This is a genomic window from Streptomyces sp. NEAU-W12 (genome assembly GCF_026242095.1).
In the GTDB taxonomy this organism is placed as follows: Bacteria; Actinomycetota; Actinomycetes; order Streptomycetales; family Streptomycetaceae; genus Streptomyces.
This window is the reverse complement of record NZ_JAPJDM010000023.1, coordinates 51880-77678: the sequence shown is the minus strand read 5'-3', so window position 1 is coordinate 77678 and position 25799 is coordinate 51880. Positions and strand designations below refer to the sequence as shown.

Genomic DNA, 25799 nt, shown 5'->3' with positions numbered 1-25799 from the left:
GCCGGTGTGCGTCTCAGAGGTCGAACTCGTGCGGCGGCAGCCCCAGGGCGAAACACGCCTCCCGGACGACCGCCTGCTCGTTCTGGTCGAAGTCGCCGTCCGCGCCGCCGATCACGATGCCGATCTGGATCACGGCACGTGCCTCGGCTGGCTTCTTCTTCGCCCTGGCGATCTCCTGCAGCACGCTCACCTTGCCGAAGGCGAAGTCCGCGACCAGCCTGTCGAGGTTCTCCTCGAAGCGGCGGCGCAGATCGTCCGCGGGAAAGTTCCGCAGGACGTCGTTGGTGGAGATGAGCTGGGCCACCCGCTGCCGCTCCGAGGGGTCGACGGACCCGTCGGCGGCGGCGACCAGGGCGCACATGGCCATGCTCGCGTCGCGGAAGGCGCCGCTCCTGAGATCGTTCTTCTTCGTTTCGAGCTGGGTCTGCATCTGCGACGCGGACTCCTTGATGCGGTCCCACAGGGCCATGCGTACTCCAGGTGTTCGGATCAGGTGCGCGTGCGCGCAACCAATATCTACAGCAGTGTAGAAGTCGGTGGACCCGGCCCCGGCCCCGGGGCGGACGTGCCGGACTCGGGCGTTCCGAGTTGGCGGGGGTGTCACTGTTGGGCCGAACGGGTGACCATGCGTAAGAATTGCCCGATGCAGACAGTCAGTGCCACCCAGGACGGAGCATGCCGGTGAACAGCCACGATGTCACCGACGAACAGTGGGAAGGGCTCGCCCAGGTCGTCCCGCTGCGGGGCCACGACGCCTGGCCGTCCTCGGTGGGCCACCGTTCCGTCCCCGAGGCCGAGACCGAGGCGCGACGCCGCCTCGTGGTCCTGAGGGTGAACGTGTTCGCGGACGCCCGCGACGTCGCGGAGACGCTGATGTCCGGGATACCGGTCCTCCTCGACCTCACCAGTGCGGAGGGCGACGTCGCCAAGCGGATACTGGACTTCAGCACCGGTGTCGTCTTCGGCCTGGGCAGTGGCATGCACCGCGTCGACCGCAACGTCTTCCTGCTGACCCCGGCCGACACCGAAGTGACCGGCCTGATGCAGGGGATGGGGATCCCCGGGAACGGCTAGCCGGGCCGGCGCGGGGGAGTGGACGGGCGCTTCGCCCGATCGTGGGAAGCGCGCACAAGCGGAACGGTTCGCCCCGCTCCGGAGTCCTAGCGTCCCGCACATGACCCTGCCTCACCGGTCGCCGCCGGCCCTGCCCTCCCCGTCTCCCTCCTCCCCCCTGCCCCGTGTCCCGTCCCCCGGAGCCTCCTCCGGGGAGGGCGGCGCCCGGGGGCGCCGGTGCCCCGACCGGCCGCACATCACCGAGCTGCTGCTGTCCGCCTTCGCCGGGCACCGCAACACCGGGCTTCCGCTCGGTCCCCTCACCCTGCTGGCCGGGGCCAGCGGCAGCGGCAAGACCAGCGCCCTGCGGGCCTACCAGGCGCTCGCCCGGCTCGGTGGCGGGGTTGGGCTCGGCGAGGCGTTCCCCGCACCGGACGCGTGCGTACCGGAACGGGCCCGCGCCGACGCGCAGGGCCGCCGGGGTTTCCGCGTCGGCTGCACCGCCGACGGCCCCGAGGGCCCGGTCCGGCTCGAGGTCGCCGTGCAGGCCGAACCCACGCTGCGGATCGCGGGGGAGCGGCTGACGGCGGACGGGGTGGTCCTGCTGGAGTCCGCGCTGCGCGACCCCCGGGGTCGCACCGTGCACGCCGCGTGGCACACCGCCGGGACCGCCCCGGTCACCCGCGGTCCGCTGCCCGACGACCGGCTGGGCACCGCGCTGCTGCCGCTGCGCGTCGCAGGCCGGACGCCCGGCGAGCGCAGGGTGCTGGCCGCCGCCGAGCAGATGGTGGTCGCCCTGCGCTCGGTCTTCGCCTGCGATCCCCGGCCCGACGGCATGCGCGACGCCGTGCCGACCGGCACCGGGCGGCTGCTCGGCGGTTGTGGCAACCTCGCCGACGTGCTGTGGCGCACCCGCACCGAGTGCGCGATCCGGTACGGGCTCCTGGTGTCCGCCGTACGCGCCGGATGCGCCGGGCCGGTCACCGGCCTGCTCGCCGAGCCGTGCGGCGGTGGCCTGGTCCGCGCCCTGCTCGACCGGGGCGACGGAACCCGTACCGCGCTCGGGCGCCTGGGCGACGGCGAGCTGCGGTACGTCGCGCTCGCGCTGGTGCTGCTCACCGGGCCCGGCGTGCTGGAGGTCGACGCGTCCGGCGAGGTCCCGGCCGCGCTGCAGACCCTCACCGTGCTCGCCGACGGGCTCGACCGGGGCATGGACCCGCTCCAGCGCGCGGAACTGCTGCGGCTGGCGGCGCGGATGTGCGAGCGGGGGCACATCCGGCTGGTCGGGGCGGTGAGCGACGCGTCCTGGGCCGCGGGGGTGGACGGCGTGACGGTGGTACACCTGAACCGTGACTGACACGCCCGACCCGACGCGCCCCACCGCCCCGGCCGCCCCCGCCGACCCGCTCGCCCCGCTCGACGTGGCCGGACTCCAGCGCAGGATCGCCGAGTTCGCCGCGGCACGGAACTGGCAGCCCTACCACACCCCGAAGAACCTCGTCACCGCGCTCAGTGTGGAGGCCTCCGAACTGGTGGAGATCTTCCAGTGGCTGACACCGGAGGAGTCGGCCCGCGTCATGGACGACCCGGACACCGCGCACCGCGTCGGCGACGAGGTGGCCGATGTGCTCGCGTACCTCCTCCAGTTGTGCGGGGTGCTCGGCGTCGACCCGCTGGCCGCCCTGAGCGCCAAGATCGACCGCAACGAGCGCCGCTTCCCGGTCTGAACGGGGCACTCCGCGGACCGCCCTCCGCGGAGTACCCCTCCCCGGAGCGGAATTCTCCGTTATCACTCTCCGCATTCAACATGCCGACCGTTTTCGAATTGTTGTCCCCAGATCTCCGCCTTCTGTTCGAAGTTCTGTCTCAAACTGCCTCACTCTGGGTAGTGAACAGGAGAGTTGGGCGGACGCGCGGGCAGCGCGTCGGACAGACAGGGGCGGCGCATGGACGCTGTGCGGCTCATAGGGACGAGCAGACGGGCCCTCACCACTGCCGGCGGCATGCCGGAGCTCTCGGCGGAGGTGTGGCAGGCGCAGGCACTCGCGCAGGCGATAGGCAGCCGCCTCGCGGTCGCCGGCCCGCACGAACTGCGCGGTGAGGCACTGGGCCTGACCGAGCTGGCGGGACGCGGCTGCGGTGTGCTGGACACCCCGCGGCTCGGTCCGGGCGGGTCACGCGCCGACCTGCTCACCGAGCTGGGCGACGCCCGGCAGGCCCTGCTGCACCTGGGCGGACTTCTCGGCGAGGTCGGCATCGCGCTGGTCGGCATGGCCTCCTCGGCGGTCGACGAGTCCTCGTACTGGCAGTGCGTGGAGGCCATCGACGCGGCGGACGAGTCCCGTGACCGCGTGCTGGAGATGCTCCGCAGACTGGCGGACCGCGACCAGGCCCTCGCCGAACACGAGGCCGGTCGGGGCCGGTTGCCGTGACCGCGCGGGTTCGCCGGGTGGGCGGTCGCGACGGCCGGAGGTGCGGTGGCGTCCGTTCGACCGCTGGAGGCGCGGCGGCCGGGCCCGGGCGAAGCAGTGCGAACCCGACCGCCTGCCGTCGGCCTGCTGCCGCCCCCACGGCGTCACCCGCCTGCACGGCTGCTGCTCCCCGGGAGCGGCCCCGTCGGCGGTGCGGCCGTGGTGGACGCGGACGGCACCGAGGCGGCCGCTACGGCCCCCCGCGGCCACGCGCACGCGTCGCAACGGACGTCACCGCCCGTCCCGCCGTTCCGGCCGCCGGCCCGGCGAACCTTCCCGGCCGGAGCGCTGGGTGCGACACGGGGAGGCGAAGGGCCGGCCGGACCGCAGCGGGTCCGAGCAGGCAGGATGGAGGTATGGATCTCCGTATCTTCACCGAGCCCCAGCAGGGGGCCACCTACGACACCTTGCTCACCGTCGCCAAGGCCACCGAGGAACTCGGCTTCGACGCCTTCTTCCGCTCCGACCACTACCTCAAGATGGGTTCCGGGGACGGCCTGCCCGGCCCCACCGACGCCTGGATCACCCTCGCCGGCCTCGCCCGCGAGACCAAGCGCATCCGGCTCGGCACCCTGATGACCGCCGGCACCTTCCGGCTCCCCGGCGTCCTCGCCATCCAGGTCGCCCAGGTGGACCAGATGTCCGGCGGCCGCGTCGAACTCGGCCTGGGGTCCGGCTGGTTCGAGGAAGAGCACAAGGCGTACGGCATCCCCTTCCCGAAGGAGAAGATGGCCCGCCTGGAGGAACAGCTGGAGATCGTCACCGGCCTGTGGGCGACCGGGACCGGCCAGACCTACGACTTCCACGGCACGTACTACGACCTCACGCGGTCACCGGCGCTCCCCAAGCCGGCCCAGCCCAAGGTCCCGGTGCTCATCGGCGGCCACGGCGCCGTCCGCACGCCCCGGCTGGCCGCGCGGTACGCCGACGAGTTCAACATGCCGTTCGCCTCCGTCGAGGACAGCGAGCGGCAGTTCGGCCGGGTGCGCGCCGCCGCCCAGGAGGCAGGCCGCGACCCCGGCGCCCTCGTGTACTCCAACGCGCTGGTCGCCTGCGTCGGCAAGGACGAGCAGGAGATCGCCCGCCGCGCCGCCGCGATCGGCCGCGAGCCCGACGAACTGCGCGCCAACGGGCTCGCGGGCACCCCCGCCGAGGTCGTCGACAAGATCGGCCGTTACGCCGAGGCCGGCGCCCGGCGCATCTACCTCCAGATCCTCGACCTGTCCGACCTCGACCACCTGGAACTCATCTCCTCCCAGGTCCAGTCCCAGCTGGGCTAGCCTCTCCGGCCGTGGGGGGGGGGCCCCCCCCCCGCCCCCCCCCGGGCGGCCGCCGCCCCCCGCCGGCCCCCCCCGCCCCCCCCCCGGGGGGCCCCCCCCCCGGGGGGGGGGGGGGGCCCCCCCCCACGGCCCCGCACGGTCAGGCCGATCCCGCAGGCCTGCACGCACCTCCGCACTCCCGGCAGGCCCGGGGCCCAAAGGAGCAGAGGCCCGGGGCCGCCCGGCACGTTCGGCAGAGGCTCTTCTCGGCGGCGGCCGACTGCACCGTCGGCATTCCGTCGGCACCTCGTAGGCGCCCCGGGGCCGACGGAGCCGGCCACCGGCCCGGCCCTGCGGCCTCACTGCCGCAGCGCCCCGGTGCTGACGGGCGGGGCCCGGTGCGGGTGGGTGAACCGACGTCCCGGGCCGCTCCGGGAACCGGGCGGACGGCCGAGACGGAGCACACGACCCCTCCCGCGGGGTTCTGGCGGGGACTCCTCGAGCGGCGTGGGTGAATCACGGGACGCGCCGATCTAATTACCGCATATATGACTATAAGACATGTGTTATTCAGTCATGCACTCACATACGCGGCGCACCCTGCTCGGTGCCTCGATCGCGGCCGTCGGCTCCGGAGCCCTGGCCGCCTGTTCCGGGTCAGGCTCGCACTCCGGGCCCGGCCCTCACTCCGCGTCCGGTCCGCCCTCCGCCACCGGCGCCCCCGCGGCGGCGGCCGGGGCCCCCGGCCGCCGCCGCGGGGGTTTCGTTCCCAAGGGGCCCACGGGGTACGTGAACCCGTCCGATCCCGAGGTCGTCGCTGCCGAGAGGGAACGCGGGTCCGGTCCCCTGCGCACGGTCGCGCTGACCGCCACCGAGACGTCCCTCGACCTGGGCGGGCAGACCGTTGAATCGTGGGCGTACGGTGACATGCTGCCCGGCAGGGAGGTCCGGGTCACCGCGGGTGACATCCTCAACCTCAGGCTCGTCAACCACCTGCCCGTGACGACGACGCTGCACCCGCACGGTATCCGTCTGCGCTGCGACATGGACGGAGTACCGGGCCTGACCCAGTCCTCCGTCGAGCCGGGCGCGGACTTCACCCACCGCTTCGCCGTGCCGCATCCGGGTACGTACTGGGTGCACTCACACTCGGGAATGCAGCTCGACCGCGGCCTGTACGCCCCGCTGATCGTCGAGGACCCCAAGGAGCCCTTGTGCTACGACAAGGAGTGGGTCGTCGTCCTGGACGACTGGGTGGACGGCGTGGACGGCTCCACCCCGGACGGCGTGCTCGCGCAGTTGCACCAGGGCAGGAGCATCCCGATGGACATGGGCGAGAGCGCCGCACACGACTCGATGCTCGCCCCCGCCAAGCCCGCCGGCCCCTCCCGCGTCCTGCACAAGGGGCACAGCCGCGTGCTGGACAGCGCGGGCGGTCACGTCGACTACCCGCACTATCTGATCAACGGCCGCCTCCCGAAAGCCGCTTCGGTCTTCCGGGCCTGCCCCGGGGACCGGATCCGGTTGCGGATCATCAACGCCGGGGGCGACACGGCTTTCCGGGTGGCACTCGGCGGCCACGAGATGACCGTGACGCACACGGACGGCTACCCGGTCGAGCACACGCGCACGGACGCCCTGCTGCTGGGCATGGCCGAACGCTACGACGTGCTCGTCACCGCCAAGGACGGGGTGTTCCCGCTGGTCGCGCTCGCCGAAGGCAAGAACGCGAGGGCCCTGGCAGTCCTGCGCACCGGCAGTGGAAGCTTCCCCGGATGCTCCGCGCACCCGAAGGAGCTCGACGGCCGGCTCGTGCCGGCCTGCCGGCTCGTGCCGGACGAGTCCGTGGCCCTCTGCGACCGCACCCCGGACCGCGAGCTGAGCTTCAGACTGACCGGCAGCATGAGGCAGTTCAACTGGAGACTCGACGGTCGGACCTACTCCGTCGAGCAACGCCACCCCGTCCGGGAGGGCGAACGGGTCCGCCTGACCTTCACCAACGCCACCGACATGTGGCACCCCATGCATCTGCACGGCCACACCTTCGCCCTCACCGGCGCCCACGCGGCCGGAGCCCGCAAGGACACCGCCCTGGTACTGCCGCACCGCAAACTCGTCGTCGACTTCAACGCCGACAACCCGGGCCTGTGGATGCTGCACTGCCACAACCAGTACCACTCCGAATCCGGCATGATGACCATCCTCGGCTACCGGAAGTGACGACGCCATCGACCGCCCCGCCGGCTGCGGGCCCCCGGGACCGCGCAGACGCACCTGTGGCGGAACGTCCGCGGTACGGGCCCTGCACATGCGAGCGGTGGTGTCGGTGATCCGCACCATCGACCGAACGCCCGTCCCGCACGGTTGCCCCTCCGGTCCACGGACCAGTCGTGGACCGGGAGAGACGTCCCTCCCCTGACGCGTACGGCCGGGCCCATGGCTCGCCCCTGCCAGGCGTGGGCGAGCCCCACGGCCGGGGCTGCGGCCGGGGAGCCCGACCGCGGGGGGTGGCCGGCGCCGGTCGGCAGGGGAGCTCCACCCCCGGCCCCGGGCCCGGCTTGTGCGGCCGGACCCCGGGACCGGCCGCGGCCGAAAGCGACGACACACGCCCGCAGCGGCCCCCGGCCCCGGTGCGCCACAAGGGGATCCCGGCGGACCGGGCAGCCGACCAGACCGGATCGAGAACACGCCACGTGGGAGAAGAGATGCCCCTTCCGGACCCCGGGCGGGAGGCCGAAGCCGCGGCGGCCATCGGCTTCGACCTCGACGCATGCCTCCAGGAGCCCGTTCACCTGCTCGGCCGGATCCAGTCCCACGGCACCCTGCTGGCGGTGGAGGCCGACACCGGCACCGTGGACACCGCGGCCCTGAACACCGGCGGCCTGCTGGGAATCGCGGCCGAGGAGCTGGTCGGGGGACCCGTCACGCGGGTGCTGTCCCCCCGGGACTGGGCCCAGGCCCTGGAGGTCGGCGCTCAGCACGAGGCGGCGAGCCTGGTTCTCCCCGTCTCCGTCGACGTGGCAGGCGCCCCCAGGACGTTCGACGTGACCGCCCACCGGCAGGGGCCCCTCGTCATCCTGGAGTGCGAGCCCCGAACCGTCGCGCTGCCGCATTTCGCGTCCTACTACCAGGGCGTCCGGCGTGCCCTGACACGGCTTCGATCGGCGACGACGGTAACCGAGTGCTGCCAGGCGGCCACCCACGAGGTCCGGGCGCTGACCGGCTTCGACCGGGTGGTCGCCTACCGCTTCGAGGACGAGGACGGGCCTGGAGAGGTGGTCGCGGAGGCGCTCACCGACGGCCACGAGCCCTGGCTGGGGCTCTGGTTCCCCGCCAGTGACATCCCGCCCCAGGCGAGGCGGCTCTACCGCGACAACTGGATCCGGGTGATCGCCGACGTGGACGACAGCAGTGTGGGCCTGCACCCCCCGCGGCGGTCCGGCTCCGACCTGCCGCTGGACCTGTCGAACTCCGTACTGCGCACCGTGTCCGGCTTTCATCTGGAGTACCTGCGGAACCTCGGTGTGAAGTCGTCGATGTCGGTGAGCGTCCTTCGCGAGGGCAGGCTCTGGGGGCTGATCGCCTGTCACGGCGACGCCGCCGCCACGATTCCCCCGGAACTGCGGGCGGCGTGCGAGTTCTTCGGCGTCGCCTTCTCCCTGCAACTCGCGGTCGTCGAGGAACGGGAGCAGGCCGAGGCGCTCCGCACGTCCCGTGAGCGCCTCGACCGGATCACCTCCCGGCTCACGTCCGATCCGGAGCACTCGCTCCTGGCAGGCGACGAAGCGCTCAGAACGCTGCTGGACGCCGATGGCGCGGCGCTCTGCCGCGGCGGCCGCAGCACCACCAGCGGGACGAGTGTGGCGCCCGCTCTGCTGGAGGCCCTCCGGACACGCGCGGCGGGGTCGTCACCGGGCACCGTCTGGAGCACGGACCGCCTGTCCGAGGAACCCGGCCAGCCCGGCGGCGACATGACGGAAGGCGGACCGGCGGGGATCCTGATGGTGACGCTGAGCCGCGCGGGTGACTTCCTCGCCTGGTTCCGCAAGGCCCGCCCCGCCGCCCGCCAATGGGCCACGGACCCTTCCCGCCCCGTCCTGGTCGGCCCGCGGGGCGAACGGCTCACCCCGCGCGGGTCAGGTGCGGTCTTCCGCGCGGCGGTACAGGGACAGAGCCTGCCCTGGACGCCGGCCGACCGCGCCACCGCGCTGGAGCTCTGGCGCACGCTGACCGGTCTCGTGCTGCGGCACGAGGCCGAACTGGCCTCGCTCAACGAACAGCTGCGCATCACCAACGCCGACCTCGACTCGTTCGCCCATGTGGCGGCCCACGACCTCAAGGAACCCCTGCGAGGCATCTCCAACGCCGTGACCTTCGTCCTCGAGGACGCCGCGGCGGACCTCGACGCGACGACCGTCCGGCGGCTTCTCACCATGCGGCGGCTGGCCGGCCGGATGGACGACCTGCTCGACTCGTTGATGCACTTCGCCCGGCTGGGCCGAGGCGGGCTGCACCTGACCCGTGTCCCACTGGACCGGGTGCTGGACTCCGCACTCGACGTGGCCGGGGAACGTCTGGCCGAGGCCCACGTGCGGGTCGTCAGAAGAGACCTGCCCGAGGTGTACGCCGATGAGCACCGGCTCCACGAGGTCCTGGTCAACCTCCTGGTGAACGCCGCCAAGTACGTCGCCGATCAAGGAGACCGCACGGTCGAGGTCCTGGTCGACGCACTCCGCCCGCCGGCGGGCGGGGCCCCCCGGCAGACCGTCGTGGTCCGCGACAACGGCATCGGCATTCCGGCCGACCAGCAGGGTGAGGTGTTCGAGCTGTTCCGCAGACTGCACGGGCCGGAGGAGCGCGGCGGAGGCGCCGGCGTGGGGCTCGCCATCGTCAAACGGATCGTCGAACGGCACGGCGGCGAGCTGTGGCTCGAGAGCGAACCCGGCCGCGGGGCCAGCTTCTGCTTCACCCTGGGTCAGGAAGGCGGCGACTGAGCGGAAGGACCCTCGCCCTCCGCCCTTCTCTGCCAGTAGTCCACGGCCCCCTTCAGGACGGTGCGGAAGAGCTCGAAGTTGATCGGCTTGTAGATGTAGCTGTCGGCCCCTGCCGCGTAGGTCGCGTCGACCTCGTCCGGCGTGGTGGACGAGGTGAAGACCACCACGGTCACGTTGTCCAGTTCGGGCATGGAGCGGATCGACCGGAGCACCGTGGCTCCACTGAGGCCGGGCATGTTCAGATCCAGGAGGACGAGCCCCGGTCGCCGGGTGGCTTCCAGCAACCGCTCGGCGACTCCGGTCCCCCTGTCCGTGAACAGCAGCGTCAGATCCGGATGGGTGCGACCGAGCGCCCGCCGGATCGCCTCGGCGTCCTCCGCCGAATCCTCGACCACCCAGACGAGGTCGTGATCGATCCTCGGATCCCCGGCCGGCCCGCTCACGCGGCCGTCTCCACCTGTGCGACGAGCACGGCGATGTCGTCCGCACCCGTGGCCCGGAACTCCACGACGGCCGCCGCCAGCCGTTCGGCGAACCCCTGAGCCTCACCGGCTCCCTGCCGGGCCACCGCGTCCCGCAGGCAGGATTCGAAGAACGTTCCGTCAGCCGCTCTCGCCTCGGTCACCCCGTCGGTGAACAGCACCAGCGCGCCACCCGGCGCCACGTGCGCCGACCCGGATCCGTACTCGGTTTCCTCCAGCACACCCAGCAGATCGCCGTGGGCGGAGAGCTCCTGCACGGCGCCGTCCTCGCGCCGCACCAGGGGCGCCGGATGTCCGGCGTTCCAATACCGCAGGTGGAATCCCTTTCCGTCCGGCACCAGCACCGCCACGAGCGCTGTCACGAAGCGGGACGTGCCCTCCCTGACCAGGGCCTGGTTCAGCCGTCCCAGCGCGTGCTCGGGCGTGCTGCCGTCCTCGAGCAGGGTGCGCAGGGTGTGGCGGGCCAGACCGGTGAGTCCCGCGGCCTCCGCCCCGCGACCGCAGACGTCACCGATGAGGAGCGTCACACCGCCCCGCGGCCCCGGGACGGCGTCATAGAAGTCACCACCCACATCGAGCGAGACGTCGCCCACTTCGTATGCCGAGCTCAGGACGAGCCCCGGGATCCGGGGCAGTTCTCTCGGCAGCAGATGCCGCTGGAGGGAGACCACGTGCCGGCGCCGCTGTTCGTACAGGGTGCTGGTGTCGATGGCCAACGCGGCCCGGTCGGCGAGATCGGCGAGGAACCGCGAGGGCACCTCGGCGATGTTCGCGCGGTGGTACAGGAAGGTCAGAGTGCCCAGAGCCCTCCCCCGGGCCTTGAGCGGATTCACACTGAGCGCCCGCACGGCCCGCCCCGCCCCGGACGAGGCGGGACCGAAGGGCCCGCCTTCCAGCTCGTCACCTTGCAGCACCAGCCCCTGCCCGCGGTCGACGACCTGCTGCAGTACGTCGGTGAGCCAGCGGTCCTCGGCCGCGACCGCACCGAGCCACTGCTGCTCGCCCGCGTCCATGTGCGAGTAGGCCACGGCAGCCAGTCCGCCGGAAAGGCGCAGGTGCAGGACGCACCCCTCGGCCACAGCGGGAACAGCCGTCCGAGCCACCCGTTGCACGGTCCTCTCCACATCGAGGCTCGAGCCCATCTGCAACGACGCCTCCGCCAGGAAGGCGTCACTCACCCCACGCAGCTCGTCCTCGCGCCGCGCCATGATGCGCTTGTCGGAGACCATGGTGACCTCGGCCACCTGCTTCAACCGGGCCCGCAGCGTCACGTCGGCCGCGTCCCCGGCCGCGGTGCCGACCATGAACGACGCCCAGCCGCCCTGCCCCAGCGGTACGGCACACTCGGCCACGCTCCGGGCGCCCGCCGCCGCCAGGACCTGGACGTGGGGCATGGCGCCGTCGAGCCCCGACACCTCGTGGACCGTGACGGTCGGATTGCCGACCGGAGCCCCGGCCGCGGCAGCGTCACCGAAATTCCGTTCGAATTCAATGAACGACGGCGTCGGCTCCGCCAGGGTGGCACTGCGCAGGTAGTGCAGCAGCCCCCCGCTCCAGCGGGTGCCCACGACGGCCAGTACACCGGGCGTGCGGAGCAGCATGTCGTAGAGGAAGACCTCCAGCCCTCTCACGTCCTGCGCCGTGTCGGCGGCACGCCAGAGCTCATGCAGCCGGCCGGACCACCATCCGTCATCCGCCTGGGGGGAAGCTCTGCCCTCGTGCTGCACCACCGCTGGTCCGCCGTTCCTGTCGCCGCCGTCGACTCGGCCCCCTCACGGGAAACGCTATGCCAGGCGGACGCCGACCGCCTCCAGACAGGGGCCCCGCGGAGCGCCGGTCGCCGGTCCCGCCGGGGCGGTCGGCCGACGTGGTGCGCGGACGGCACGGCAGGGAGGCACGGCACATCCCCCGGCGATTTCCGTTCCCGGTGGGGCGAGGGCCGGAGCTCCCCTGCGGCAGGACGCCGGTCGATCCGGTGGGCCCGCTGCCGTCGCGAGGAAATCGGGTACCGGTACGGGGCCGACGGGACCCATACTCGGTCACGTGTTCCTGACGATCTCCACCACCGGCGACAAGGCCAACCCTGCCACCGACATGGGCTTCCTCCTCCACAAGCACCCCGACAGCCCGTTCTCGGCCCCTCTGTCCTACGGCACCGCGCACGTCCTCTACCCCGAGGCGGACGCCGAGCGGTGCACGGCGGCACTGCTGCTGGAGGTGGACGCGGTGGCACTGGTCCGGCGGGGCAAGGGCAAGGGGCGCGGCGGCGCCCCCGACGCCGCTCTCGCGCAGTACGTCAACGACCGCCCGTACGCGGCGTCCTCGCTGCTCGCCGTCGCGCTGAGCAGCGTCTTCTCCAGCGCGATGCGCGGCGTGTGCAAGGCCCGCCCGGAGCTGCCCGGACAGCCGCTGCCGCTGCGCGTCGAGGTGCCCGCGCTGCCCGCGCGCGGCGGCCCCGCCCTGGTCGGCCGGCTCTTCGAGCCGCTCGGCTGGACGGTCACGGCAGACCCGGTGGCCCTGGACACCGAGTTCCCGGACTGGGGCGACTCGCGGTACGTACGCCTCGTCCTGGAGTCGGACACCCTCACCCTCGCCCAGGCCCTGCGCCACCTCTACGTCCTGCTCCCCGTCCTCGACGACGCCAAGCACTACTGGGTCTCCGCCGACGAGGTCGACAAGCTGCTGCGCGCCGGCGAGGGCTGGCTGCCCGGCCACCCGGAGCAGCAGCTGATCACCAGCCGCTACCTCACCCGCCGCTGGTCACTGACCCGCCAGGCGCTGGAGCGGCTCGAGCTGGTCCGGCTGGCCGAGACGGACGACAGCGTCGTCGAGGAGATGGACAACGCCGTCGCGGCGGACACGGGGGAAGAGGAGAAGCCGACCCCGCTCGCCGTGCGGCGCCGGGAGGCCATCGTCGCCGCCCTCGCTGCCTCCGGCGCCACCCGTGTGCTCGACCTCGGCTGCGGGCAGGGGCAGCTGGTGCAGGAGCTGCTGCGCAACCCGGTCTACTCCGAGATCGTCGGCGTCGACGTGTCCATGCGCGCGCTGGCCATCGCCTCCCGGCGGCTCGGGCTGGACCGCATGGGGGAGCGCCAGGCGTCCCGGGTGAGGCTTCTCCAGGGCTCGCTGTCGTACACCGACAAGCGGCTCAGGGGGTACGACGCCGCCGTGCTCAGCGAGGTGATCGAACACCTCGACCTGCCGAGGCTGCCCGCCCTGGAGTACGCCGTGTTCGGCGCGGCCCGCCCCCGGACCGTCGTCGTGACCACTCCGAACGTCGAGTACAACGTCCGCTGGGAGAGCCTTCCGGCCGGTCACGCCCGGCACGGCGACCACCGCTTCGAGTGGACCCGCGAGGAGTTCCGCGCCTGGGCCGCGAAGGTCGCCGAACGGCACGGATACGACGTCGGGTTCGTGCCCGTGGGCCCGGACGACCCGGAGGTCGGCCCGCCCACCCAGATGGCCGTGTTCGTGACCGGGGAGACGAAGGACAGGAAGGAGGCGAAGGCGGCATGACCCGCGAGACCACCACCGGAGCCCGGACCGGAGTCCGGCCCGAGGCCTCCAGCGATGCCCCGCCCGGAGCCCGGCCCGCCGGGAACCGCGGCCGGGTCCTGCCCGTCACCGACCTCTCCCTCGTCGTACTCGTCGGCGCCTCCGGCTCGGGCAAGTCCACCTTCGCCCGGCGCCACTTCGAGCCCACCGAGGTCATCTCCTCCGACTTCTGCCGCGGCCTGGTCGCCGACGACGAGAACGACCAGAGCGCCTCCAAGGACGCCTTCGACGTCCTGCACTACATCGCGGGCAAGCGGCTGGCCGCCGGCCGCCGCACCGTCGTCGACGCCACCAGCGTCCAGCAGGACGCCCGGCGTCAACTGATCGACCTGGCACGGCAGTACGACGTCCTGCCGATAGCCGTCGTGCTCGACGTGCCCGAGGAGGTGTGCGCCGAGCGCAACGCGGCCCGCGCCGACCGCGCCGGCATGCCCCGCCGGGTCGTCCAGCGCCACACCCGCGAACTCCGGCGCTCCCTGAGGAGCCTGGAGCGCGAGGGCTTCCGCAAGGTGCACGTCCTGCGCGGTGTCGACGAGGTCGAGAACACCACCGTCGTCACCGAGAAGCGGTACAACGACCTCACCCACCTCACCGGGCCCTTCGACATCATCGGCGACGTCCACGGCTGCGCCGCCGAACTGGAGTCGCTGCTCGGCGCGTTGGGCTACACCGAAGGCGTCCACCCCGAGGGCCGCACCGCGGTCTTCGTCGGCGACCTCGTCGACCGCGGCCCGGACAGCCCGGGCGTGCTGCGCCGGGTCATGTCCATGGTGAAGTCGGGCAGCGCGCTGTGCGTCCCCGGCAACCACGAGAACAAGTTCGGCCGGTACCTCAGGGGCCGCAAGGTCCAGCACACCCACGGCCTGGCCGAGACCATCGAGCAGATGGACCAGGAGAGCGAGGAGTTCCGCGCCGAGGTGAGGCAGTTCGTCGACGGCCTGGTCAGCCACTACGTCCTCGACGGCGGCCGGCTCGTCGTCTGCCACGCCGGCCTGCCGGAGAAGTACCACGGCCGCACCTCCGGCCGGGTCCGCTCGCACGCGCTGTACGGCGACACCACCGGCGAGACGGACGAGTTCGGCCTGCCGGTGCGCTACCCGTGGGCCGAGGACTACCGGGGCCGCGCCGCCGTCGTCTACGGCCACACCCCGGTCCCGGAGGCGACCTGGCTCAACAACACCATCTGCCTGGACACCGGCGCCGTCTTCGGCGGCAAGCTCACCGCGCTGCGCTGGCCGGAGCGGGAACTGGTCGACGTACCGGCCGAGCGGGTCTGGTACGAGCCGGCCCGCCCGCTGCGCACCGAGGCCCCCGGCGGACAGGACGGCCGCCCGCTGGACCTCGCCGACGTCCACGGCCGCCGGGCCGTCGAGACCCGGTACGCCGGCCGGGTGGCCGTGCGCGAGGAGAACGCGGCCGCGGCCCTGGAGGTCATGAGCCGCTTCGCGATCGACCCGCGCCTGCTGCCGTACCTTCCGCCGACCATGGCCCCCACCGCCACCTCGCACCTGGACGGTTACCTGGAGCACCCGGCCGAGGCCTTCGCCCAGTACGAGGAGGACGGGGTCGGGCGCGTCGTGTGCGAGGAGAAGCACATGGGGTCACGCGCGGTCGCCCTGGTCTGCCGGGACGCGGACGCCGCCGCCCGGCACTTCGGGGTCGGGAACGGCCCTGCCGGATCGCTCTACACCCGCACCGGCCGCCCGTTCTTCGGCGAGGCGGCGGTCACCGAGGAGATCCTCGGCCGGTTGCGCACGGCGATCACCGACGCCGGGCTGTGGGAGACCCTCGAAACCGAATGGCTTTTGCTGGACGCCGAGTCGATGCCGTGGTCGCTGAAGGCGTCCGGGCTGCTGCGCTCGCAGTACGCCGCCGTGGGCGCCGCCGGCGGCGCGGTGTTCCCGGGCGCCCTGGCGGCCCTGGAGAGCGCCGCCGCCCGCGGCGTCGAGGTGCGGGAACTGCTGGAACGCCAGCGGGAACGGGCCGGCGCGGTCGGCGCGTTCACGCAGGCGTACCGCCGCTACTGCTGGACCACCGACCAGCTGGACGGCGTACGCCTCGCCCCGTTCCAGATCCTCGCCGCCCAGGGGCGCAGCCTCGCCGGGCTGCCGCACGACGAGCAGCTCGCCCTGCTGGACCGCATGGTCGAGCACGATCCCACGGGCCTGCTGCAGACCACCCGGCGCCTGTACGTCGACCCCGCCGACCCCGAGTCGGTGCGGGCGGGCGTCGACTGGTGGCTGGAGATGACCGGACGCGGCGGCGAGGGCATGGTCGTCAAGCCGGTCGGGGCCCTGGCCCGCGACCCGAAGGGCCGCCTGGTGCAGCCCGGCATCAAGTGCCGGGGCCGCGAGTACCTGCGGATCGTCTACGGCCCCGAGTACACCCGCCCCGACAACCTGGCCAGGCTGCGCGGCCGTTCCCTCGGCCACAAGCGGTCCCTGGCGGTCCGCGAGTACGCCCTCGGCCTGGAGGCCCTGGACCGCCTCGCCGACGGCGAACCCCTGTGGCGGGTCCACGAGGCCGTCTTCGGCGTCCTGGCCCTGGAGTCGGAGCCGGTCGACCCGCGGCTGTAGGTCCTGGCGGACGCGGACGCGACGCGGAGCGGGGCCCCGGGGCGCCCCCGGGGCCGCCCCGGCCGCCGGGCCGCGCCGGGGACGGCCGGGTCGACGGCTGTCGTCCCTCCCTCCCGTCCGCAGAGGGGTGAACGGCCCCTTTGGTGGTCAGGATGGAGACATGACCTACCACGTCGACTCCGAGGCCGGACGGCTGCGCCGCGTCATCCTGCACCGGCCCGATCTCGAGCTCAAGAGGCTCACTCCCAGCAACAAGGACGCCCTGCTGTTCGACGACGTGCTCTGGGTGCGCCGGGCGCGCGCCGAGCACGACGGGTTCGCCGACGTCCTGCGTGACCGGGGGGTCACCGTCCACCTCTTCGGTGACCTGCTCACCTCCACGCTGGACGTCCCGGCGGCCCGCTCGCTCGTCCTGGACCGTGTCTTCGACGAGAAGGAGTACGGCCCGCTGGCCACCGACCACCTCCGCGCGGCGTTCGAGGCCCTGCCCTCGGCCGAGCTGACCGAGGCGCTGGTCGGCGGGATGACCAAGCGGGAGTTCCTGGACGCCCACGCGGAACCGACGTCGGTGCGCTTCCACGCCATGGAACTCGACGACTTCCTCCTCCGCCCGCTGCCCAACCACCTCTTCACCCGCGACACCTCCGCCTGGATCTACGACGGGGTCTCCATCAACGCCATGCGGTGGCCCGCCCGGCAGCGCGAGACCGTGCACTTCGAGGCCATCTACCGGCACCACCCGCTGTTCCGCGACGAGAGTTTCCGCCTCTGGTCCGAGGGGCAGGCCGACTACCCGTCCACCATCGAGGGCGGGGACGTCCTGGTCATCGGCAACGGCGCGGTGCTGATCGGCATGAGCGAGCGGACCACCCCGCAGGCCGTCGAGATGCTGGCGCACAAACTGTTCGCCGCGGGTTCCGCCGAGACCATCGTCGCCCTGGACATGCCGAAGAGACGCGCCGTGATGCACCTGGACACGGTGATGACGATGGTCGACGGCGACACCTTCACCCAGTACGCGGGCCTCGGCATGCTCCGTTCGTACACCATCGAACCCGGCTCGGGGGACAGGGAACTGAAGGTCACCGACCACCCGCCGGAGCACATGCACCGCGCGATCGCCGCCGCGCTCGGGCTCAGCGAGATCCGGGTGCTGACCGCCACCCAGGACGTCCACGCCGCCGAGCGCGAGCAGTGGGACGACGGCTGCAACGTCCTGGCCGTCGAGCCGGGCGTCGTCGTCGCCTACGAGCGGAACGCCACCACCAATACGCATCTGCGCAAGCAGGGCATCGAGGTGATCGAGATCCCCGGCAGCGAACTGGGCCGGGGCAGGGGCGGACCGCGCTGCATGAGCTGCCCGGTCGAGCGGGAGGCAGTCCAGGGAAGCTCCGGGAGCAGGTCGCGCATATAAATGCTGATGTTCGTATAGACTTCCATGCGTCTGTGTCCGACCTGGCCCGATCCTGCCCCCGTACCTCTGGAGCGTCCCATGGTGACAGTCCCGACCGCCCTCGCAGGGCGCCACTTCCTCAAGGAGGTGGACTTCACCGCGCAGGAGTTCCTCGGCCTGCTCGACCTGGCCGCGGAGCTGAAGGCCGCCAGGAAGGCCGGCGCCGAGACCCGGTACCTCCAGGGCAGGAACATCGCGCTGATCTTCGAGAAGCCCTCGACGCGCACCCGCTGCTCCTTCGAGGTGGCCGCCGCCGACCAGGGCGCCTCCACGACGTACATCGACCCGAGCGGCTCGCACATCGGGAAGAAGGAGTCCGCGAAGGACACCGCGCGGGTGCTCGGCCGGATGTTCGACGCGATCGAGTTCCGGGGCGACTCCCAGTCCACCGTCGAGACCCTCGCCGACTACGCGGGTGTGCCCGTCTACAACGGTCTGACCGACGACTGGCACCCCACCCAGATGCTCGCCGACGTGCTCACCATGACCGAGCACGGCGGCGGGAGGGCGGTCACGGAGATCTCCTTCGCCTACCTCGGCGACGCCCGCTTCAACATGGGCAACTCCTACCTCGTCACCGCGGCCCTGCTGGGCATGGACGTCCGCATCGTCGCCCCGAAGGCCTACTGGCCCGCCCAGGACGTCGTCGACCGGGCGCGCGCGCTCGCCGAGTCCAGCGGGGCCCGCATCACGCTCACCGAGGAGATCGCCGAGGGCGTCGCGGGCGCGGACTTCGTCGTCACCGACGTCTGGGTCTCGATGGGGGAGCCCCCGGAGGTCTGGGACGAGCGGATCGCCGCCCTCGCGCCGTACGCGGTGACCATGGACGTGCTGCGGGCCACCGGCAACCCGGACGTCCGTTTCCTGCACTGCCTGCCGGCCTTCCACGACCTGGGGACGCGGGTCGGCCGTGAGGTGTACGAGAAGCACGGCCTGGAGTCGCTGGAGGTGACCGACGAGGTGTTCGAGTCGGCCCACTCGGTCGTCTTCGACGAGGCGGAGAACCGGATGCACACGATCAAGGCGGTCCTGGTGGCGACCCTGGCCTGAGCCGGGGCGGCGGCCGGACCGCTTCGGGCGGCCCGGTTCGGCCGGTCCGGTTCAATCGGGCCGGTTCAGTCGGGCCGGCGCTGGCGCGGCACCGCCTGCAGCCGGAACCACACGGCCTTGCCCGAGGCGGTCGGGCGGTGGCCGCACGACGAGCTCAGGGTGCGGATCAGCAGCAACCCGCGCCCGTGCTCCTGCCAGGGGTCCGGCTCGCGGAGCGGCGGGCGGGCCAGGTCGGCGGGCGCCCGCGGATCGGTGTCGTGCACCTCGACCCGGCAGCCGGTGGGCAGCAGCTCCACCACCAGCTCGATCGGCGCGCCCCCGGCGGTGTGCTCCACGGCGTTGGCCACCAGCTCGGCGGTGAGCAGCTCCGCCGTGTCCCGGTCCGCGGCGTGCTCCCGCTCGGCCAGCGCGGTACGGACCAGCGCACGGGCGACGGGCACGGCCGCGGTGGTGTGCGGCAGCGCGACGCGCCAGGATGCGGAGGTCGAGGGTTCGTACACGCTGGATCCGATCATGGAGAGCAGGCAGGTGGTCCTGCTTTCAATCACTCAATGGTACGGCGTGGCCCTCAGGCGGTGTCGTCGGCCCGTGACGGCCGTCATGCCTCCGGAGTGCGCGGACGGCACGGCTCCCCGCCCCCGCCGGACGGGCCCTCGGGCCCGTCGCGTCGATCATGCCCGGCCCGCCTGTCGCGCAATCATGACGGCGGTCACGGATCGGTGACACGAGGGGCCAAAGGGAAGCCCCGTGGGCCGTGGGTCGCACGTCGGGTGCCGTGTGGCACGTGTCACAAGCCCGCGAAGACCGCCCCGGCGTCCCGCAGGCGGGTGTGCAGGCCGTGGAAGACGTGCGCCGAGCGCGTACCCGGCCAGTCCTCGGGGAGCAGCCCGAGAGGGAGCCCGGGGTCCGTGTAGGGGAGATGGCGCCAGGAGTCGAGGGCGAGGAGGTAGTCGTGGTACGCCTCCTCGGGCGGGGTGTCCTCGCGTTGCCGCCAGGCGTCCAGTACGCGCGCGTGCCGGTCCAGGAACGCCTCGTGCTCCTTGGCCATCCCGGCCAGGTCCCACCAGCGGGCGACCGCCTCGGCGGTGGGCGTGAACCCGAGGTGCTCACCGCGGAAGAGGTCGACGTAACCGTCCAGCCGCAGCCGCTCCAGGGTGTGCCTGGTCTCCTCGTGCAGCCGGGCCGGCGCTATCCACACGCCCGGAGCGGTGGTGCCGAAACCGAGGCCGGACAACCGGGAGCGCAGGATGTGACGCTTCTGCCGCTCGGACTCCGGCACGGAGAACACGGCGAGCACCCAGCCCTCGTCCGCGGGACTCGCGGCGGCGTGCACACGGCGGTCGCTGTCGTCCAGCAACCGGCGCGCTTCCGGCGACAGCCCGTATCCCGCCGCCCCCTGTGCGGTGCGGGCCGGCAGGAGCAGCCCGCGCCGCTTGAGCCGGGACACCGAGGAACGCACGGCGGGAGCGTCGACGCCGACCGCGGCCAGCAGCCGGATCAGCTCGGCGACGGGCACGGGGCCCGGCGCGAAGCGGCCGTACGCACCGTAGAGCGTGACGATGAGAGACCGTGGGGCAGGCTGGTCGGACACGTTGATCATCTTAGGTCGTGCCGATCGGTGCCCGTCCCCGGGGCGTCGGCATCACGCCTGGTCATCTCCCTTACCGGACAAGGAGGTTCCGGTAAGGGGGTGTTTCCCGCGCCGGGCGACGCGTCGCACCGTGCCGGGTGTGCGCCGTGCCGCGTCCGGTCGGGCGGCGACGGTGAGGTGGTCCGCAGGGACCCGGTGCGGGGCGATCGCGCGGCCGTCGGGCAGCAGCTCGCCCGTGCCGTCGAAGAGGACCGTGCCGTCGCACCTCGGGCTCCCGCCCTGCTCCGGGTGGGCGGCGACCGGATGGGGGGCCTGTACCCGGGTCCGGTGCCGGTGCCGGGGCCGGGGGCGTGACGTCCGGCGGGCACACAGGGCGTACCTCCGCGTGGGTGGATCGATCCGAAGGGGCCGTCCACCCCGGCCGTGCCCCCGCCGGGAGCCCGTCGGAACGTCCTGCCGGGAAGCGTGACGGCTCCCGGAGGGTTCCGGGACGGTCCCCCCCACGGCCGGTGCCAACTCGCCACCGGAAGGGTGAGGGTCACCCGTCCCGGGCCGCTCCTCCGGTACTGCTGAGGGACTCAAGCCCTCGTTCCCCGCGTTCCGGGAGGTTCCCCATGTCCGTACCCACATCCACGTCCGCCACCGCCACCGCCACCGCATCCGGGCCCGTGCGTCCCGTGCGTTCCGTCCTCGCCGGTGCGGCGGCCTGCGGGGCGCTGCTGCTCGGGGCCGTCGTGGCCGCGCCCTCGGTCGCGTCCGCCGCACCCGAGCCCCCTGCCGCTCCCGCCGCGTCCCCCGCCTCCGTGACGGTGGACCCCGTGGGCCTGATCGCCCCCGACGGCCGCCGCGTCACGCTCTCCGGCACGTACCGCTGTACGGATGCTTCCGGGCCGGTCCTGGTCGGCTCCTCCGTCCGCCAGGAGCCGGCCGTCACGCGCTACGGCATCGGCGGCACCCAGGCGCAGTGCGACGGCCGGACCCACCGCTGGGAGAACACCGGAAGCGTCCCCTCCGACGCCCTGGAGGCCGGTGCCGCCGACGTCGAGGTCACCCTCGTCGAGCTGAGCCCCGTCGGAGGCCTCCCGCTGCCCCTGTTCCACGCGTCCCTGCGGCAGGACATCACCCTGGACCGCGGCTGAGCCACCGGCGCCCGCCCCGCCGCACCGGAGCTCCCCGCACCGGAGCTCCCCGGGGCGCAGCCGCCCGGATCAGAGCTGCTCGGCCGGCCAGTCCAGCAGGCGGGCGCCGATGACCGCGGTCTGCAGCATGTAACGGTGGGCGGGGTCGGCCGGGTTGGCGCCGGTGAGTTTGTGGATACGCTCCAGCCGGTAGGTCAGCGCCCGCACGCTCAGTGCGAGCCGCCGGGCCGCCTCCGCCGCCACGCAGCCCGAGTCGAAGTACACGGTGAGCGTCCCGAGGAGCGGCTCGGCGCCGCCCCGGGCCGAGGTGAGCGGGCCGAGGGTGCTGTGCACCAGGTCGGACATGGCCTGGCGGTCGCGGGCGAGGACGGGGTAGACCAGCAGTTCGGCGGCGTGCAGCACCGGATCGTCCAGTCCCAGCCGTTCGGCGATCTCCAGCGTGCTCAGGGCCTCTTCGTACGACTGGACGACCCCGCCGGCCCCGGGCTGCGGGCGGCCGACGGCGACCTGGCCGCCGTCGGTGGCGGCGTGCGCCTGCTTGGCGAAGTGCGTGAGCACCTCGCCCTGGTGCCCCGGGGCGATGCACAGCAGCCGGCCGTCCTTGGTGGTGAGCAGGATGCTGCGGTTGCCGAACCGGGAGTTGAGGGCCTGCTCCACCCGCCGCGGGACGGCGTCGCCCTCGTCGTAGGCGACGGGGCCCCGGGCGACGGCGACCGCGTGCTCGTGGGAGAGCCGCAGGCCGAATCGTTCGGCCCGTTCGGCGAGCCGGCCCAGGTCACTGCGGCCGTAGAGGAGGTCGTCGATGAACTCCCGCCGTGCCGCCTCCTCCTGGCGGACGGCGAGGCGCTGCGCCCGCTCGTAGCCCTCGGCGAACGCGTCCACCGCCTGCTGCACGGCGGCGAGCGCCTCCTCGGCCGAGTCGTCCTGGCCGCGCGGCCACACCTCACGCGTGGCGGTCAGGTGCGTGCGCACCAGGGCGCGCAGACCGAAGCCCGCCTCCGCGGCCCGTTCCCCCAGGGCCCGGCGGGAGCTCAGCTCGTCCCGGGAGAGGCGCCGGCCGGTGGCCGCGACCTCCTCCAGGATCCGGGCATAACCTTGCAGATACTCCCCGGGAATCTCCCGCTCCGCCACAGCTCTCCCCCCACACATCCTGACGCGTCCTTGACGCCGCTCCGGCGGGCCCCCGATCGCGCACCCGGCATGCAGACCCTAGTGAACATTGCCGGAAACCGGCAATGCGTGAGCGGGGCCTGACCGGCCATCATGGTCCGCGGGGAGCACCGCGGACGGTTCCGGTGCCGGACACCGGCAGGTGTCCGGCACCGGAACCACCGGGGGCCGGTGCTGCCGTCGGCGCGAGCCGTCACAGGGCGCGGCACGCGGAACGCGGGACGCGGGAACCAGGAAAGGGAGGTGGCCGGGGATGCACATGATCGCGGAGGCCGCCACGGGCCTGCCCACGCTTCTGCTCACCGCGGCCCTCGTCGTGGCGGCCTGCTTCTGGCTGCTGGTGGCCGTCGGCGTCACCACTCCGCACGCCTTCGACGCGGACGCGGACCTCGACGCCTGGGGGATGGGCGGCGTGCCGGTCGCCCTCGCGCTGTCCCTGCTGACCCTGTTCGCCTGGCTGCTCGCCACCGGCGTGACCGTGCTGCTCGACGCGCACGTACCCGACGGGCCCGGCGCGGGACTGCTGCGCCTTCCGGCCCTGGCCGGAGCCGTCCTCGCGGCCTGGCGGCTGACCCGCTTCTTCGTACGCCCGCTGCACCGTCCGGTGCCCGACGAACCCGGGCCGTCCCGGTAGTTCCGCGGACCCGGCGGGAACCGGGGCGGCGGGCCCGGCGTGTCCCGGGGCGGAGCCGGCGTGCGGCTCCCGTGCGAGCCACCCGTGCCGCACGCCGTCACGCCACCGCCGCACGGCCGCCACGTCACCACCGCGCACAGTCCGGGCCGAGAGGCACCGGGGCGGCCCCGCCGCCACCCTCCTCGGCGCCCGGCGCCGACCTGTCACTCCTGTCCGTCACCCAGCTCCGAAGGACGTATCCCATGGATGCTGCCACCGTCGGCATCGCCGTGCTCGTCGGCGTCTGCCTGCTCGCCGCACTCGTCGTGCTGTTCCTCATGTCCAGGCTGTTCCGCAAGGTGGAGCAGGGCAAGGCGCTCATCGTCTCCAAGGTCCGCAAGGTCGACGTGACCTTCACCGGGCAGATCGTGCTGCCCGTGCTGCACAAGGCCGAGGTCATGGACATCTCGGTGAAGACCATCGAGATCACCCGGGCCGGCAAGGAAGGCCTGATCTGCCAGGACAACATCCGCGCGGACATCCGCATCACCTTCTTCGTCAAGGTCAACAAGACCGTCGACGACGTCATCAAGGTCGCGCAGGCCGTCGGCACCACGCGGGCCAGCGACCGGAACACGCTGCAGGAACTGTTCCACGCGAAGTTCTCCGAGGCGCTGAAGACCGTCGGCAAGCAGATGGACTTCACCGACCTCTACACCAAGCGCGAGGAACTGCGGTACCGGATCATCGAGGTCATCGGCGTCGACCTCAACGGCTACCACCTCGAGGACGCGGCGATCGACTTCCTCGAGCAGACGCCGCTGGCCCAGCTGGACCCGGGCAACGTGCTCGACGCGCAGGGCATCCGCAAGATCACCGAGCTGACGGCCGTGGAACACGTCCGCACCAACGAGGCCCAGCGCGGCGAGGAGAAGGAGATCACCCGGCAGAACGTCGACGCGCGCGAGGCGATCCTCGAGCTGGAGCGCCGGCAGACCGACGCCGAGATCAAGCAGCGCCGGGAGATAGAGACCGTACGGGCCCGCGAGGAGGCCGAGACGGCACGGGTGGTGGAGGAGGAGCGGCTGCGCGCGCAGAGCGCCTTCCTGCGCACCGAGGAGCAGCTCGGCGTGCAGCGCGAGAACCAGGCCCGTGAGGTCGCCGTCGCCGCCAAGAACCGCGAGCGGGTCATCGCCGTGGAGAGCGAGCGCATCGAGAAGGACCGGATGCTCGAGGTCATCGCCCGCGAGCGGGAGACCGAGCTGACCCGGATCGCCGCCGACAAGGAGGTCGAGGGCCAGAAGCGCGACATCGCCGAGGTCGTCCGGGAGCGCGTCGCGGTGGACCGTACGGTCGCCGAGCAGGAGGAGTCGATCAAGAAGCTGCGGGCCGTGGAGGAGGCGGAGCGCCGGCGCCAGGCCGTCGTCATCGCCGCCGAGGCCGAGGCGCAGCAGAAGCTGGTCAAGGACATCAAGGCCGCGGAGGCCGCCGAGGTGTCCGCCACGCACCGCGCCGCCGAGGAACTGACCCTGGCCGAGGCCCGGCTGAAGAGCGCCGACCTCGACGCCCAGGCCAAGGTGCGGCTGGCCGAGGGCATCCAGGCCGAGGCCGCGGCCGAGGGACTCGCCCTCGTACAGGTCCGCGACAAGGAGGCCGACGTCATCGAGAAGGCCGGCCGTGCCGAGGCCGAGGCGGCCGAGGCCCGGATGCGTGCCGAGGCCGAGGGCGCGCGGGCCAGGGCGCTCGCCGACGCGGAGGGCATCAGCGGCAGGCTCAAGGCGGAGGCCGCCGGCCTCACCGAGAAGGCGGCGGCGATGGCCGCGCTGGACGAGGCGTCCCGCGGCCACGAGGAGTACCGGCTGCGCCTCGAGGCGGAGAAGGACGTACGGCTCGCCGGGCTCGAGGTGCAGCGGCAGGTCGCCGAGGCCCAGGCCACGGTGCTCGCGACCGGTCTGGAGAACGCCGACATCAACATCGTCGGCGGGGAGTCCGTCTTCCTCGACCGGCTGGTGTCGTCCATCGCGCTCGGCAAGGGCATCGACGGGTTCGTCCAGCACTCCGAGACCGCCCAGGCCCTCGCCGGCCCGTGGCTGGACGGCTCGGCGAGCTTCACCGACGACGTGAGCCGGATCCTGGGCTCCGTGTCGAGCGCCGACGTACAGAACCTGACGGTGTCCGCGCTGCTCGTGAAGCTGATGCAGACGGGTGGCGACCACACCGGACAGATCAAGCAACTGATCGAGAAAGCCGGGGAGCTGGGCCTCGCGGACACCCCGCTGGCCGCACTGAACGGCCACGCCAGGGCCTGACCACCCCCGGGTCGGGGGGGGGGGGGCCCCCCCCCGGGGGGGGCCCCCCCCCCCCCCCCCCCACCACCCCCCCGCCCCCCCGCC

The 25799-nt window shown here is 73.0% G+C and carries 20 protein-coding genes and 1 pseudogene; 14 read left to right on the top strand and 7 right to left on the bottom strand.

Translation table 11 applies throughout. From position 1 onward, the window contains the following. Positions 1-13 precede the first annotated feature (13 nt). Positions 14-469 (bottom strand): tellurite resistance TerB family protein, encoded by a 456-nt coding sequence (locus tag ORI94_RS26560; RefSeq protein ID WP_266080115.1) that lies wholly within the window; start codon positions 467-469, stop codon positions 14-16. A gap of 206 nt (positions 470-675) precedes the next feature. On the opposite strand from ORI94_RS26560, the gene ORI94_RS26555 reads away from it, so the two are divergent. The 7 genes from ORI94_RS26555 (at position 676) to ORI94_RS26525 (ending at position 9777) form a co-directional block, all read left to right on the top strand. Next, a complete protein-coding gene (locus ORI94_RS26555; protein WP_062192162.1) occupies positions 676-1074 on the top strand; it encodes a cell division protein SepF in 399 nt (132 codons plus the stop codon). 100 nt (positions 1075-1174) lie between these two features. Continuing rightward, positions 1175-2410, top strand: coding sequence for an ATP-binding protein (locus ORI94_RS26550; protein WP_266080110.1), 1236 nt, complete (start codon positions 1175-1177; stop codon positions 2408-2410). A gap of 64 nt (positions 2411-2474) precedes the next feature. Then, entirely contained in the window at positions 2475-2780 is a 306-nt protein-coding gene (locus tag ORI94_RS26545; protein WP_266080217.1) for a nucleotide pyrophosphohydrolase, read from the top strand. Positions 2781-2999: 219 nt separating this feature from the next. Then, complete coding sequence (locus ORI94_RS26540) at positions 3000-3485, top strand: DUF6099 family protein (protein ID WP_266080108.1); 486 nt, start codon at positions 3000-3002, stop codon at positions 3483-3485. Between the two features lie 395 nt (positions 3486-3880). Then, positions 3881-4804 carry an LLM class F420-dependent oxidoreductase gene (locus tag ORI94_RS26535; RefSeq protein WP_062194335.1) on the top strand — a complete coding sequence of 308 codons (924 nt, stop codon included), beginning with the start codon at positions 3881-3883 and terminating at the stop codon, positions 4802-4804. Positions 4805-5359: 555 nt separating this feature from the next. Next, on the top strand, positions 5360-7003 hold the full coding sequence (locus ORI94_RS26530) for a multicopper oxidase family protein (RefSeq protein ID WP_266080105.1): 1644 nt from the start codon (positions 5360-5362) through the stop codon (positions 7001-7003). Between the two features lie 485 nt (positions 7004-7488). Next, on the top strand, positions 7489-9777 hold the full coding sequence (locus ORI94_RS26525; RefSeq protein ID WP_266080103.1) for an ATP-binding protein: 2289 nt from the start codon (positions 7489-7491) through the stop codon (positions 9775-9777). Here the strand turns inward: ORI94_RS26525 and ORI94_RS26520 are convergent. Both ORI94_RS26520 and ORI94_RS26515 read right to left on the bottom strand, forming a co-directional pair. Further along, the gene (locus tag ORI94_RS26520; protein WP_266080101.1) at positions 9759-10220 is read right to left on the bottom strand and encodes a response regulator; all 462 of its coding nucleotides are present in this window, start codon (positions 10218-10220) and stop codon (positions 9759-9761) included. The two genes, ORI94_RS26525 and ORI94_RS26520, sit on opposite strands and share 19 nt — an antisense overlap. Next, positions 10217-11890: a PP2C family protein-serine/threonine phosphatase gene (locus ORI94_RS26515; protein WP_266080099.1), complete on the bottom strand. Its 1674-nt coding sequence runs from the start codon at positions 11888-11890 to the stop codon at positions 10217-10219. Before ORI94_RS26515 ends, ORI94_RS26520 begins: the two co-directional genes overlap by 4 nt. Before the next feature lie 412 nt (positions 11891-12302). On the opposite strand from ORI94_RS26515, the gene ORI94_RS26510 reads away from it, so the two are divergent. The 4 genes from ORI94_RS26510 (at position 12303) to argF (ending at position 18893) form a co-directional block, all read left to right on the top strand. Further along, positions 12303-13775 carry a 3' terminal RNA ribose 2'-O-methyltransferase Hen1 gene (locus tag ORI94_RS26510; RefSeq protein WP_266080097.1) on the top strand — a complete coding sequence of 491 codons (1473 nt, stop codon included), beginning with the start codon at positions 12303-12305 and terminating at the stop codon, positions 13773-13775. Then, the gene (locus ORI94_RS26505; protein ID WP_266080095.1) at positions 13772-16390 is read left to right on the top strand and encodes a polynucleotide kinase-phosphatase; all 2619 of its coding nucleotides are present in this window, start codon (positions 13772-13774) and stop codon (positions 16388-16390) included. The genes ORI94_RS26510 and ORI94_RS26505 overlap by 4 nt, the downstream gene beginning before the upstream one ends. Positions 16391-16550: 160 nt before the next feature. Continuing rightward, positions 16551-17804 carry an arginine deiminase gene (locus ORI94_RS26500; protein WP_266080093.1) on the top strand — a complete coding sequence of 418 codons (1254 nt, stop codon included), beginning with the start codon at positions 16551-16553 and terminating at the stop codon, positions 17802-17804. Positions 17805-17882: 78 nt separating this feature from the next. After that, entirely contained in the window at positions 17883-18893 is a 1011-nt protein-coding gene (argF, locus tag ORI94_RS26495; protein ID WP_266080090.1) for an ornithine carbamoyltransferase, read from the top strand. Between the two features lie 65 nt (positions 18894-18958). Here argF and ORI94_RS26490 read toward each other — a convergent pair whose 3' ends face one another. The 3 genes and pseudogenes from ORI94_RS26490 to ORI94_RS26480 all read right to left on the bottom strand — a co-directional run. After that, positions 18959-19408, bottom strand: coding sequence for an ATP-binding protein (locus tag ORI94_RS26490; protein WP_266080088.1), 450 nt, complete (start codon positions 19406-19408; stop codon positions 18959-18961). A 272-nt stretch (positions 19409-19680) separates the two neighbouring features. Further along, positions 19681-20493, bottom strand: a complete 813-nt coding sequence (locus ORI94_RS26485; protein ID WP_266080086.1) for a PaaX family transcriptional regulator C-terminal domain-containing protein — start codon at positions 20491-20493, stop codon at positions 19681-19683. 153 nt (positions 20494-20646) lie between these two features. Further along, positions 20647-20856, bottom strand: a pseudogene (locus ORI94_RS26480) (DUF5999 family protein); the annotation flags it as partial. 242 nt (positions 20857-21098) lie between these two features. Between ORI94_RS26480 and ORI94_RS26475 the strand changes: the two are divergent. Next, positions 21099-21623: a DUF6299 family protein gene (locus ORI94_RS26475; protein ID WP_266080084.1), complete on the top strand. Its 525-nt coding sequence runs from the start codon at positions 21099-21101 to the stop codon at positions 21621-21623. A 69-nt stretch (positions 21624-21692) separates the two neighbouring features. Here ORI94_RS26475 and ORI94_RS26470 read toward each other — a convergent pair whose 3' ends face one another. After that, positions 21693-22754 (bottom strand): PucR family transcriptional regulator, encoded by a 1062-nt coding sequence (locus ORI94_RS26470; RefSeq protein ID WP_266080082.1) that lies wholly within the window; start codon positions 22752-22754, stop codon positions 21693-21695. Between the two features lie 292 nt (positions 22755-23046). Here ORI94_RS26470 and ORI94_RS26465 point away from each other — a divergent pair, with 292 nt between their 5' ends. Together ORI94_RS26465 and ORI94_RS26460 are read left to right on the top strand one after the other, a co-directional pair. Further along, positions 23047-23427, top strand: coding sequence for a hypothetical protein (locus ORI94_RS26465; RefSeq protein ID WP_266080080.1), 381 nt, complete (start codon positions 23047-23049; stop codon positions 23425-23427). A gap of 242 nt (positions 23428-23669) precedes the next feature. Next, positions 23670-25715 (top strand): SPFH domain-containing protein, encoded by a 2046-nt coding sequence (locus ORI94_RS26460; RefSeq protein ID WP_266080078.1) that lies wholly within the window; start codon positions 23670-23672, stop codon positions 25713-25715. The last annotated feature ends 84 nt before the right edge of the window (positions 25716-25799 follow it).

What these genes read in the sequence shown, in the direction of transcription:
- ORI94_RS26560 (WP_266080115.1), bottom strand. Translation starts at nt 469, where the DNA reads ATGGCCCTGTGGGACCGCATCAAGGAGTCCGCGTCGCAGATGCAGACC.
- ORI94_RS26555 (WP_062192162.1), top strand. Translation starts at nt 676, where the DNA reads ATGCCGGTGAACAGCCACGATGTCACCGACGAACAGTGGGAAGGGCTC.
- ORI94_RS26550 (WP_266080110.1), top strand. Translation starts at nt 1,175, where the DNA reads ATGACCCTGCCTCACCGGTCGCCGCCGGCCCTGCCCTCCCCGTCTCCC.
- ORI94_RS26540 (WP_266080108.1), top strand. Translation starts at nt 3,000, where the DNA reads ATGGACGCTGTGCGGCTCATAGGGACGAGCAGACGGGCCCTCACCACT.
- ORI94_RS26535 (WP_062194335.1), top strand. Translation starts at nt 3,881, where the DNA reads ATGGATCTCCGTATCTTCACCGAGCCCCAGCAGGGGGCCACCTACGAC.
- ORI94_RS26530 (WP_266080105.1), top strand. Translation starts at nt 5,360, where the DNA reads ATGCACTCACATACGCGGCGCACCCTGCTCGGTGCCTCGATCGCGGCC.
- ORI94_RS26525 (WP_266080103.1), top strand. Translation starts at nt 7,489, where the DNA reads ATGCCCCTTCCGGACCCCGGGCGGGAGGCCGAAGCCGCGGCGGCCATC.
- ORI94_RS26505 (WP_266080095.1), top strand. Translation starts at nt 13,772, where the DNA reads ATGACCCGCGAGACCACCACCGGAGCCCGGACCGGAGTCCGGCCCGAG.
- ORI94_RS26500 (WP_266080093.1), top strand. Translation starts at nt 16,551, where the DNA reads ATGACCTACCACGTCGACTCCGAGGCCGGACGGCTGCGCCGCGTCATC.
- argF (WP_266080090.1), top strand. Translation starts at nt 17,883, where the DNA reads ATGGTGACAGTCCCGACCGCCCTCGCAGGGCGCCACTTCCTCAAGGAG.
- ORI94_RS26490 (WP_266080088.1), bottom strand. Translation starts at nt 19,408, where the DNA reads ATGATCGGATCCAGCGTGTACGAACCCTCGACCTCCGCATCCTGGCGC.
- ORI94_RS26485 (WP_266080086.1), bottom strand. Translation starts at nt 20,493, where the DNA reads ATGATCAACGTGTCCGACCAGCCTGCCCCACGGTCTCTCATCGTCACG.
- ORI94_RS26475 (WP_266080084.1), top strand. Translation starts at nt 21,099, where the DNA reads ATGTCCGTACCCACATCCACGTCCGCCACCGCCACCGCCACCGCATCC.
- ORI94_RS26465 (WP_266080080.1), top strand. Translation starts at nt 23,047, where the DNA reads ATGCACATGATCGCGGAGGCCGCCACGGGCCTGCCCACGCTTCTGCTC.
- ORI94_RS26460 (WP_266080078.1), top strand. Translation starts at nt 23,670, where the DNA reads ATGGATGCTGCCACCGTCGGCATCGCCGTGCTCGTCGGCGTCTGCCTG.